The following is an 11,319-nucleotide window of genomic DNA, read 5'->3' as shown; positions in this document are numbered from 1 at the left end:
GCTTCAACAATCTCTTCTACTTCATTAAATAATTCACCTTGGCCAACAAAGCCTTCAGCACTTTTGCCGAATTGCTTTTGTTGGGCTAAACGCCAGCGCTCTTCCAATGCCGCGATGTGGGCATCTTTCTGTAAAGATAATTGTCGCTCATAGTCGAGTAGACTTTCAAGCTCAGCAATACGCTGTTTAAGGGCAAGTTCATTTTTCATGACGCCTATATTAAGGCATCACGGCAGGCTTTCCAGTATTAAGTGAACAAGTGTTGATGATCATCAATTGATCCTTTTAATTAGAGTACTTGCTTACCGGTAACATCAATATTGCGATGACCGATGACATCATAACCCGATAATAACCAATGTAATTGTTGCTGACTTAAGGTCATGGTGGGAGATATAAGTTTGGGCCATTTGAACTTATGCTTATCTAACCGCTTATACCAGAGTGCAAAGCCGGTATTATCCCAATAAAGTAGTTTGAGTTTGTCACGGCCTTTATTACAAAACACAAATAGCGCCCCACTGAGCACAGGTAATTCAAGCTCAGCTTCTACCAAGGCCGCTAGTCCATTAATCGATTTACGAAAATCGACGGCATCGGCACATAAATAAACGGTGGGCACATCGACAAACATCCTCATACTGCTACCCCTTTAATGATGGCTACGATGTCGGCTGTTGCTAAATCGACTGGCAGGGTAAGTTGACCTGTACGCGTATCAAACTGTATGTTGTTTTGATGAGTTTGAGCGCTGATTTCAGTGGTTTGTTTTACCTGGACAAAGCGTGATGCAGTGGGGCTTGGTGTTTGTGTTGGTAAAGATGTTTTAGGCAAGCCCTCTGTCAATAAAGTACGCTGTTTATAGTAAGTGGTAATAGAGACATTATGGTGTTGGCAGAATTCAACATTAGTACCACTGAAATGGCTACGTTGTTGAAAGAGTTGTTGCCACTGTGCGCTTGTTCTGTAAGTTTCCATTATCTGCTCCGAATTTATTATTGAGCAGATATTTTTAAACAATCAGAAAGTCGATACTAGGTGTGCTTTGCTAGACGCTTAGAACGCCAGGAAAGCTGGTGATTGAATATGGGGTGAAAGTCCTCTCTGGGTAAGGGCTAACCACTCGCCCTGTCCTTTAGCTATGCGCAGCAGCGGGTAACCTCTGGTGTGAAGTGTTAGCGGAGGTACTCGCAGGCTAGCTATTGAGCCACGTAATAAGTATTAAAGGCGGTGATGCTGTTAAGCGAAGCAGAAACCAATAATAAATTATGGCGTAATATGGTGAGTCATTCTTTATGCCTTTCGGGGTCGTAGAACCTATGCATGCGAGGAAATTCATCATACGGAACCTGGGAGATCCAAAACTATCGCCCGCTCTGAGCCAGTGGGTCGTTTCAATCAAAGCCGTTGGGTTTAGGTTGATTTGAGTTTTTAGGAAGTCGGACGAGACCATAGTATCGAGGAAGTAAATGAACAAAGCAGGTAACAATGTCGCGGAATTTATGGAGAAAAGGGTCTCGACCAAGGGGAACAACCAACAACACGCCCGTATCCAGACTCAGAGCTGGGATAATACGACGTCACGTTTGCTGGTTGTGCGAAATGCAGCAAGAAAAGATAAGAAGCAACAGTTTACTAATCTTTACCATCATATAGACGAAAACCTGCTTCGGGAGAGTTTTCTCAAACTTAAGCGTCGCTCGGCTGCTGGATATGACGGAGTAACGTGGTTTGATTACGCGTCATCTCTAGATAGCAATATTCAAACGTTACACCGAAAACTACATCAAGGAAGTTATAAACCTAAGCCGGCAAGGCAAGTGTTTATTCCAAAAGAAGATGGAAGTGAGCGAGGGCTGAGCATTATATGTTTGGAAGATAAAATCGTTCAGCAAGCAACGGTGCAGGTGCTAAACCAAATATATGAAACTGACTTTCTTGGTTTCTCATATGGTTTTAGACCCGAACGTGGGCAGCATGATGCGCTAGATGCTCTGCATATGGCGATTATGAAAAGAAAGGTAAACTGGGTGTTGGATTTGGACATCAGCAAGTTCTTCGATACCGTAGAGCATGACTGGCTCATCAAGTTCATCGAACACCGAATAGGGGATAAGCGTATTATCCGCCTTATCAGGCAATGGATTAAAGTTGGTACTGTCGATAGTCATGGGCATCGTCAGCAGTCAACAATCGGAACACCACAAGGAGCAGTTATCTCGCCACTTTTGGCAAATATTTACCTGCACTATAGTTTCGATCTCTGGCTTAATAAGCAACGGAAATATGCGCGAGGCAATGTCACGATCATCAGATATGCTGACGATGCAGTGTTGGGTTTTCAAAAGCACCAAGATGCTATTGATTGCCAGCGGGCGCTAACTCAGCGACTTTTGTGTTTTGGTTTGAAAGTCCACCCAAACAAAACTAAGCTGATACGATTTGGCCGTTTTGCACCGATGCAATATCGCGAAAATCCATCACGAGGTAAACCGGGAACTTTTGATTTTCTGGGTTTTACGCACTATATCGGCAAGAAGTTATCCGGTGAAGTTATCGTAAAACGCAAGACAAAACGCAACAGACAGATCACCCAACTAAAACGGATAAAACAGGCACTTCGAAAACGACTCCATGATAAGCCCTGGGAAACGGGTCGCTGGCTACGGCGAGTGATCCAAGGGCATATTAACTATTATGGTGTGCCTTACAATGCCCATAAAATCGGTCAATTTGTTGAGGAAGTGAAGAAGTTATGGTTGAAAAGCTTAAGACGACGTAGTCAGCGGCACCGTATGACTTGGGAGCGATTTAAATACTATGTGAGATATTGGCTACCAAAACCTAGGATTGTACATCCTTATCCGGAACAACGCTTTTACGCCAAATACCCGAGGTAGGAGCCGGATGCGTTAGCAGCGCACGTCCGGATCTGTGCGGGGGGTGGTCAGTAATGACCATTCCTACCGCGACCGATTGAACTGGGCTTAATTGTAAGGAAGGAGTTATTTGATGTTAAACACTTCAATAATATAGTTGAGCAAAATCATAGTACTGATAATCTAAAATAAATACTTATCTTTTACTCAACGTTATTATCTAAACTAATTTATGAAGCTCATTTTAATTATCTGATTCGTATATACGGTAGTGATATTTTACATCAACTAATGCTTGATATTTAATAACATTTGGCTGTTTCGAGAACTCTTTCACTGTCACTTCTTTATCTACGACCATAACAGATTTAACATCTAGATTAATTAAAGATGTTTTGAGAATTGTTACCAGTTCTTGTGATGACTTACCATGTAAATTACCCATGACTTCATAACCTTGCTGATAAGCTGCGTTACGACTCGTTGTTGGCTCAGAAACTAACGTTGTTGTCTTGGTAATTAAGCTATAATTTGCGCCCGTATTCATATGAGCTTTATCCATAGTCTCAATTGAATCAGCCATGGTGTGGGTACTTACTAATAATAAAGTTGCTACTGCTAATAATGATTTTTTCATGTGTATTTCCTTTGCTGTGATTGATTTACACTAATAATAACCAAATCATCATGACACCATGCTGTCGCACAGATTACGACTTTGTCATGTTTTAATCTGCAGTAAGAATACAGTATTCTGTTATTTTATAATTTAAGTTCATCATTACTTACTTGTTGCTTTGTATGTATTGAAAATAGCGTATCGATATCGCTAATGACTACTAGCCCTTCATCTTCACTATTGCTATGAGCTGCATCAATAATAATTTTTGCTACCTGTAACGCACAGTCCTGGTTTGTATAAATATCCATCTGTATGTGTGTGGAAAGTGTATTGATATTATACAAATCAACATAAGTACCTTTGCCTTCAACAGAGTGGATTGTAAATCCAATGTTAGAATGTTGCTTTAAAGCGTTTTCAACTTCAGTTAATTTTATTTGATCAAAAATCGCAGTGACTTTTTTATATGACATATAACCTCCTAAAATAATTAATAAAAGTATTTACACCAACACACCAATCTATCTAAGTATCAATTTACCTAAGCACCTATTAACTTATGCTTGTTAAAATGAATGTAAGCTTGTTATTGATTTTGTAATGAGAATTCTAGTTACTGCAATCAATACTTTGCTTTCATCCATTTTTCCTAGCACCTAAAAAGATCTCTTAATTAGATTGCTATTTAGAGTATAAATTAACTTGATTTTATGACTGGTTATCTTCCCCACAAAATAAGGAACATGACAATATTGTCATTCTTCTGTCATGTTGGTGGGGGGGAGTTAAGCTTATGATTGTCAGCAGTTAATTAATAATTAAGTATAGGGTCTATGTAGATGAATAAAGCAAATAAGATGTTCAATTTATCACGGCGCGAATTATCAAAAAACATTCTGGTTGCCGGAACATTACTGGGGTTAACACCATTAATGCCAATCGCGATGGCAAAATCAAAAAAAGATAGCAGGTTTGATCAATCTCATCAGAAATCGACATTATCGGGTGATGAGTTTTTTTTAACGGTTGGTGAAACGCTGCTCAATATCACAGAGAAAAAGCGTATTGCGACCACTATAAATGGATTAATTCCTGGGCCAACCTTACGCATGAAAGAGGGGCAAACTATAACCATTCACGTTACTAATACACTTGATGTGGATACCTCCATTCATTGGCACGGTATTATTTTACCGTATCAAATGGATGGTGTACCCGGTATCAGTTTTGTTGGCATTAAAGCTGGGCAAACCTTTACTTACCAATTTACACTCGCACAAAGTGGGACTTACTGGTATCACTCTCATTCAGCTTTTCAAGAAATGACGGGTATGTATGGGGGTATTGTTATTGAGACTGCGGAACAAAAAATAAATATTGAGCAAGATAAAGTGATTGTTTTATCTGACTGGACTGATGAAAATCCGATGGCAGTATTTGGAAAGCTTAAAACCCAAGGGGATTATTATAATTATAATCAACCAACCCTATTTGATTTTTTCAATGATGTTGAAAAAAGTGGCCTTTCAGGTGCGATTGGAAAGCGTAAGATGTGGAATGAGATGCGTATGAGTCCAACTGATTTAGCAGATCTTTCTGCTAATACGCTGACTTATTTAATGAATGGGCAGAGCAGCAAAAATAATTGGACAACGTTTTTTAAACAGGGTGAGCAAATCCGGTTACGCTTTATTAACGGAGCAGGTAATAGTTTTTTTGATGTGCGTATTCCAGGACTTAAAATGACCGTTGTTGGTGCAGATGGTGGTGAATTAGAGCCGGTTGAAGTTGATGAGTTTAGGTTTGGTCCTGGTGAAACTTATGATGTATTAGTTAAGCCAGCGGAAGCTGCTTATACCATTTTTGCACAGGCAATGGATAGAAGCGGATATGCACGGGGAACATTGGTGAGTAGCCCGGGTTTATCAGCAGAAGTGCCGGCATTAGATCCGGTTCAAGAATTAACCATGGTCGATATGATGGGGGATATGTCGAGCATGGATATGGGTAACATGGCAGATATGGATATGTCTAAAATGGATCATTCACAAATGGAGATGCCTGCCAGCCGTAATAAAGCAAGTCAGACAGTATCCCATGCTATACAAGAGCAAGGCCCTTCTGTTGATATGCGAGTAGATACACCACGTATTAATTTGGATGACCCTGGTGTTGGGTTACGTAATAATGGGCGCCGAGTGTTAACGCTTGCAGATTTAAAAACCGTTGGTGGAGTCATTGACGTTCGCCCAGTTGATAGAGAGTTAGAGTTGCATTTAACGGGCAATATGGAACGTTATACTTGGTCCTTTGACGGGGTAGAGTTTGGTAGTTCAACCCCAATCCATCTTAACTACGGAGAGCGCATTCGTATTATTTTACATAACGATACAATGATGACACACCCTATGCACTTACATGGCATGTGGAGCGATTTGGAAGACGCTGACGGTAACTTTCTAGCTCGTCGGCATACCATCCCTGTACAACCTGCGCAGCGTTTAAGCTTTTTAGTCAGTGTTGATGCAAAAGGGCAATGGGCTTGGCATTGTCATCTTCTTTTTCATATGGAAGCGGGTATGTTTCGCAAAGTGGTGGTGTCATGAACAAAACAACCTATATGCCGTTGGTTAAGAACATCAGTTTATTGAGTTTATTGAGCATTTTATCTTTTAGTAGCTTTGCGCAGCAAATGACTTCTCATGCTGAGATGCAAAAGATGGATCATTCACAGATGGATATGTCTGGAGACAATGAGAAAGACTCCCTGTTATTAACAACACGTTCAGCACACCAGTATTCTGATGGTTATACCCTTAAGGACGCTCCATTTTCAATAGCTGGGCCTAAGCAGCTAAAACTTGCTGATGAAATGCTATTTTGGGGGGTGAATGTAGACCGCTTTGAATACAGCAATAACCGTGGTGATTATGAATGGGTTTATGACAGTCAATTTTGGGTGGGAAGCGATTATGATAAATTATTAGTTAATTTTGAGGGAGAGCTTAGCGATAGCGGGAAACTTGATGAGTCCAGCAGTGAGTTGTTATGGAGTTCTGCTTTGACTACATTTTGGAATACTGAGCTTGGTCTTCGTTATGATACGGGTGAATATGAAAACCAAACATGGCTGGCTGCTGGTGGCTCTGGGCTAACACCTTACTGGTTTGAAATCGACGCTATGTTTTATTTAACTAAAGGTGGGCAAAGTGAATTTCAGATTTCAGCTGAATATGAACTATTACTTACGCAGCGCTTAATACTGCAGCCTAGTATTGAGCTTAGTGCATTTGCTAAAGATGATTTAGAACAGGGTCAAGGTAAAGGTGTTTCCGATGTTGTGCTTGGTGCACGGCTAAGGTATGAAATATCACGCCAATTTGCTCCTTATATCGGCGTAGAGTGGGTCAAGTTATTTGGAAACAGTGCTGACCTTAGCATAAGCGAAGGCGATGAGAGTCAGCAAATCAATTGGGGCGCTGGCCTAAAATTTTGGTTTTAAGCAATAAATATAGATAGGAAAAAAAATGAAAAAACTTACTTCTGTTTTATTACTAACATTATTCTCTGCGGTGGTATCTGCAAGTGCAGGTCATGAAGAAAATAAAAATTTAGATGCGACAGCAAGTACATTGCATAATACAACGCGAACTATTGAAGTGACAATGGATGATACAATGCGTTTTACGCCTGATGTTTTGAATGTTAAAAAAGGAGAAACTGTACGTTTAATGATAAATAACATCGGCCAATTAAAACATGAGCTGGTGATCGCTGAGTTTAAGCAGCATGCTAAAATGATGCAAAATATGCCCAATATGGCACACGATGAGCCTAATGCAGTTAGTTTAGAAACTAATGAAATGGGTGAGATTATGTGGACATTCAATCGTTCTGGTAAAATTAGTTTTGCCTGTTTAATTCCTGGCCATTATGAAGCAGGAATGAGTGGAACATTTAACGTTAAATAATTAGTAGGCAGCAATGAAAATTTTGATTATTGAAGATGAACCCAAAACAGGGCAATACTTACGACAGGGATTAACTGAATCAGGGTTTATTGTAAACCTGTCATCTAATGGTATTGATGGTTTGTATCATGCAACTAGCCAGCATCATGATTTAATCATTTTAGATGTAATGCTGCCCGATTTAAATGGGTGGCAGATTCTCGCACAGTTGCGCAAACAAGATAATGAAACACCTGTTATATTTTTGACTGCTCGCGATAAAGTTGAAGATCGTATAAAAGGACTTGAGCTAGGTGCTGATGATTATCTTATTAAACCTTTTTCTTTTTCCGAACTATTAGCTCGTGTACGTGCAATTTTAAAAAGAGGCAATAAAAGCAATACTGAAACAAATACTCTGTGTATTGCTGATTTAGAGTTAGATTTGTTGCGTCGCAAAGTACAACGTGCAGGCCAAAAGATAACATTAACCGCGAAAGAATTTAATCTACTAGAGTTCTTTATGCGCCATCAAGGAGAAGTACTTTCACGCGCTTTAATTGCATCTGAAGTGTGGGATATGAATTTTGATAGTGATACTAATGTCATTGATGTTTCTATTCGCCGATTACGTAACAAAATAGATACTCCTTTTGATACAAAGTTGTTACAAACTATGCGCGGAATGGGGTATGTGTTGGAGGCGAAAGAGATATAATATGTTTAAGCATTCTTTAACTCAACGTTTAACATTATATTTTTTAGGCTCAATCCTGCTGGTGATTAGTAGTGTATTGTGGTTAGTAAACGATGCCGTTGGTAAGCATTTTATTGAACAAGACAAACAGCAGCTTGAAGATAAAATAAGCGTTTTACAATCGCTTTATTCCAATAACAAAAGCAGTAACTTAATGAACATTACTAGTGAAGTTGCTCGCCATGCAGGGTTAACGATTCAAATAAAAGATCAAAACAAAATTATATACGGCGAAGCATTGCTTGATTCTACTGAACAAGTTAGACAGTTGATGAAGGTGTTCTATTGGTCAGATAATAGCGCGAAGTTTCTTGCGATGCGTTTTGAAATGAAGGGTAAAAAACCTGAACTGCCACTACTTCAAGCCACTCTCTCCGTTAATATTAACCATCACTTGGAATTTTTAACTGTTTTTAAAGAGATGTTAATTAAGTTCACATTAGTTGTGGGTGCGTTGAGCGTTCTATTATGTTGGTTTATGACACGACAAGCTTTATTACCGCTGGTTAAGTTGACTAAAAAAGCATCGTTAATTTCAAAAAAAGATTTAAGTAAACGTATGCCAACTCATAATCTGCCTATCGAAATATACTCATTATCATGTACATTAAATCAAATGTTAGATCGACTTGAAGTCGCCATGACTGCGCTTACTCACTTTTCATCAGATATTGCACATGAATTACGTACTCCTGTAAATAATTTGATGACTGAAACTCAAGTTTGCTTGAGTTATCCAAGAGAGAAGGAAGAGTATATTAATACGCTGGCCTCTAATATTGAGGAATATGAGCGTTTATCACGCATGATTACAGATATGTTGTTCCTTGCAAAGTCTGATAATCAACACTTGAATATTAATAGAGAGCAGCTTTCATTAGAGCAAGAGGTGAGTGATATTTTTGATTTTTATGAAGCACTTGCAGAGGAAAGTTCGGTCTCACTATTATTAATCGGAACGGCTACACTGAGTGGTGACAAGTTGATGTTACGACGTGCTTTTAGTAATTTACTATCCAATGCCATTCGCTACGGTGACAGTGATAGTGAAATTATAGTCAAGCTCAACGAGCAAAATGGACAAGTAATTGCAACTATTGAAAATAAAGGAAAAACAATCTCAGCTGATGATATTCCACACCTATTTAAGCGTTTCTATCGGGCCGATAAATCAAGAACACATAGTAAACATGAAGGTGTTGGGCTTGGGTTGGCAATTACCAGATCGATTGTTGAATTACACAATGGGAAAATATCCGTCGTGTCAGAAAACAATGTTACAAAATTTACACTTTGCTTTAACGCTGGGAGTAAACGTATTTTATAAATGACTTCGCTTGTTTGCTTAAGCAAAATACCTTTGCATTGTGAGTTTTATCAATGGAATAATTATTTGTTGTAATTCTCGACTTGAACTAATGACTTTAGCTTCAATTGCTTCACTATACCGGCTAATTGAGCATTGGCATTTGGATACTGTCATCTCAACAACCTCTGCATCAGCTATGCGATAATATCTCGATGAAAAATTCTAATATCTACGCAGGTTATCGCTTCCTGCACGAATAATTAGCCATGCAGTTTGGCTAGAAATGAAAGAACAAGAGGACTGCTATACGCTTTTTAAGAATAAGGATGCATACAGTTAAAGGTTGTGACGGATAAGCTTGCTAGTTATTCTGCTGCCAAAAAAGAATTAATACCAAGTGTGGAGCACTCAACTATTCAGTATGAAAATAATAGATGTGAACTCTCACATCAGCCAACTCGGCAGCAAGAACGACAGATGCGTAAGTTTAAATCACAAGATCAAGCCCAACGGTTTTTAAGTTGCCATGGTGTGGTGAATAACTTATTTCGTTTTGGCCGTCATTTAATGCAAGCGATACATTATTGAGTATTTCGAGATCGATCATTTTCTCAATGGATGCAGGTGAGGATACTGTCAAGTTAATAACTACCTCACTAATTATGCGATAATCTGCAGATGAATAATTCTAATATCTACGCCGGTTATCGTTACCCTGCACAAATCATCAGCCATGCCGTTTGGCTTTATCATCGGTTTACACTTAGCTTTCGTGATATTGAAGAACTGCTCGCTGCTAGAGGCATTGTTGTCAGCTATGAAACGATTAGACAGTGGTGTAAAAAATACGGTGCTATCTATTGCAACAAGATCAAAAAGAATCGCGGTCAACTTGGTGATACCTGGTATTTGGATGAGGTCTTTATCAAAATAAATGGCGTATTACATTACCTTTGGCGAGCGGTTGATCAAGATGGTGATGAAATAGATATTTTAGTTCAGAAACGAAAGAATAAGGCGGCAGCGATGCGCTTCTTTAAACGATTATTAAAAGAGCAGGGAGGTACGCCATTAAAGGTTGTGACTGATAAACTAGCAAGCTACTCTGCAGCAAAAAAAGAATTAATGCCAAGTGTAGAACACTCAACGGTTCAGTATGAAAATAATGGATGTGAGCTCTCACATCAGCCTACTCGGCAACAAGAACGACAGATGCGTCAATTCAAATCACAGGGTCAAGCCCAGCGGTTTTTAAGTTGCCACGGAGTGGTAAATAATCTGTTTCGTTTTGGCCGTCATTTAATGCAAGCGAAACATTATAGAGCATTCCGCGATCGCTCATTCTCTGAATGGGTGCAGGTTAGTTGTATCCAAAATTTAGATTAAGGCTATTTTTATAGCCTTTAGTCATCCTAGTCAGATAAGATAATTGGACTCCCTCTACACCTTCGTTAGCGTGTAGAGTAATATCATTGTTACCACACAAAATATTAAAGGAGTCCTCAATGGATAGTACAATAGTTGGTGTTGATTTAGCAAAAAGAGTTATTCAAGTTTGTATTTATACAAATAAAAAAGTGCATTCAAATATTGAAATGACATCTGATGAATTTTTACTTTGGTTATTTCAACAAAAGCCTGTAACTATTATCTATGAGGCATGTAGCGGGTCTAATTACTGGAAACAAAAAGCAATTGAAGCGGGTCACAAGGCGTTATTGATTTCAGCTCAATTGGTATCAACGATAAGACAAAACCAAAAAACAGATAAAAATGATGCACTTGCAATTATACAAGCATCA

At 38.9% G+C, this 11,319-nt stretch carries 12 protein-coding genes and 3 pseudogenes; 9 read left to right on the top strand and 6 right to left on the bottom strand.

The window, feature by feature from the left end:
- The 3 genes and pseudogenes from H592_RS21845 to H592_RS0108640 form a co-directional block, all read right to left on the bottom strand.
- Positions 1–209 (bottom strand): annotated as a pseudogene (locus H592_RS21845) (IS66 family transposase); the annotation flags it as partial.
- An 80-nt stretch (positions 210–289) separates the two neighbouring features.
- Complete coding sequence (gene tnpB, locus H592_RS0108645) at positions 290–640, bottom strand: IS66 family insertion sequence element accessory protein TnpB (protein WP_025565448.1); 351 nt, start codon at positions 638–640, stop codon at positions 290–292.
- Positions 637–978 carry a hypothetical protein gene (locus tag H592_RS0108640; RefSeq protein WP_028868428.1) on the bottom strand — a complete coding sequence of 114 codons (342 nt, stop codon included), beginning with the start codon at positions 976–978 and terminating at the stop codon, positions 637–639. Before H592_RS0108640 ends, tnpB begins: the two co-directional genes overlap by 4 nt.
- A 491-nt stretch (positions 979–1,469) precedes the next feature.
- Between H592_RS0108640 and ltrA the strand changes: the two genes are divergently transcribed.
- A complete protein-coding gene (ltrA, locus tag H592_RS0108635; protein ID WP_084296242.1) occupies positions 1,470–2,900 on the top strand; it encodes a group II intron reverse transcriptase/maturase in 1,431 nt (476 codons plus the stop codon).
- Between the two features lie 223 nt (positions 2,901–3,123).
- Here ltrA and H592_RS0108630 read toward each other — a convergent pair whose 3' ends face one another.
- The gene (locus H592_RS0108630) at positions 3,124–3,516 is read right to left on the bottom strand and encodes a DUF3316 domain-containing protein (protein ID WP_028868426.1); all 393 of its coding nucleotides are present in this window, start codon (positions 3,514–3,516) and stop codon (positions 3,124–3,126) included.
- A 125-nt stretch (positions 3,517–3,641) separates the two neighbouring features.
- Positions 3,642–3,974, bottom strand: a complete 333-nt coding sequence (locus H592_RS0108625; RefSeq protein ID WP_028868425.1) for a P-II family nitrogen regulator — start codon at positions 3,972–3,974, stop codon at positions 3,642–3,644.
- Positions 3,975–4,340: 366 nt separating this feature from the next.
- Here H592_RS0108625 and H592_RS0108620 point away from each other — a divergent pair, with 366 nt between their 5' ends.
- From H592_RS0108620 to H592_RS0108600, 5 genes are read left to right on the top strand one after another with little or no spacing between them, the layout of a single operon-like run.
- Positions 4,341–6,107 (top strand): copper resistance system multicopper oxidase, encoded by a 1,767-nt coding sequence (locus tag H592_RS0108620; RefSeq protein WP_028868424.1) that lies wholly within the window; start codon positions 4,341–4,343, stop codon positions 6,105–6,107.
- Positions 6,104–7,003 carry a copper resistance protein B gene (locus H592_RS0108615; RefSeq protein ID WP_051369095.1) on the top strand — a complete coding sequence of 300 codons (900 nt, stop codon included), beginning with the start codon at positions 6,104–6,106 and terminating at the stop codon, positions 7,001–7,003. The genes H592_RS0108620 and H592_RS0108615 overlap by 4 nt, the downstream gene beginning before the upstream one ends.
- Positions 7,004–7,028: 25 nt before the next feature.
- Positions 7,029–7,472, top strand: a complete 444-nt coding sequence (locus H592_RS0108610) for a cupredoxin domain-containing protein (RefSeq protein ID WP_028868422.1) — start codon at positions 7,029–7,031, stop codon at positions 7,470–7,472.
- Between the two features lie 13 nt (positions 7,473–7,485).
- Entirely contained in the window at positions 7,486–8,169 is a 684-nt protein-coding gene (locus tag H592_RS0108605) for a heavy metal response regulator transcription factor (protein WP_028868421.1), read from the top strand.
- Position 8,170: 1 nt separating this feature from the next.
- Entirely contained in the window at positions 8,171–9,535 is a 1,365-nt protein-coding gene (locus tag H592_RS0108600; protein ID WP_028868420.1) for a heavy metal sensor histidine kinase, read from the top strand.
- 18 nt (positions 9,536–9,553) lie between these two features.
- On the opposite strand, the gene H592_RS23930 is transcribed toward H592_RS0108600, so the two are convergent.
- Entirely contained in the window at positions 9,554–9,691 is a 138-nt protein-coding gene (locus tag H592_RS23930; RefSeq protein ID WP_156916097.1) for a hypothetical protein, read from the bottom strand.
- Positions 9,692–9,853: 162 nt separating this feature from the next.
- Between H592_RS23930 and H592_RS23250 the strand changes: the two are divergent.
- The 3 genes and pseudogenes from H592_RS23250 to H592_RS0108585 all read left to right on the top strand — a co-directional run.
- Positions 9,854–10,102: pseudogene (locus tag H592_RS23250) on the top strand (DDE-type integrase/transposase/recombinase); the annotation flags it as partial.
- 93 nt (positions 10,103–10,195) lie between these two features.
- Complete coding sequence (locus H592_RS0108590; protein ID WP_028868419.1) at positions 10,196–10,903, top strand: IS6 family transposase; 708 nt, start codon at positions 10,196–10,198, stop codon at positions 10,901–10,903.
- A gap of 119 nt (positions 10,904–11,022) precedes the next feature.
- A pseudogene (locus tag H592_RS0108585) lies at positions 11,023–11,319 on the top strand (IS110 family transposase); the annotation flags it as partial.

It is taken from the genome of Psychromonas arctica DSM 14288 (genome assembly GCF_000482725.1).
In the GTDB taxonomy this organism is placed as follows: domain Bacteria; phylum Pseudomonadota; class Gammaproteobacteria; order Enterobacterales; family Psychromonadaceae; genus Psychromonas; species Psychromonas arctica.
This window is presented reverse-complemented; position numbering and strand designations above follow the sequence as displayed.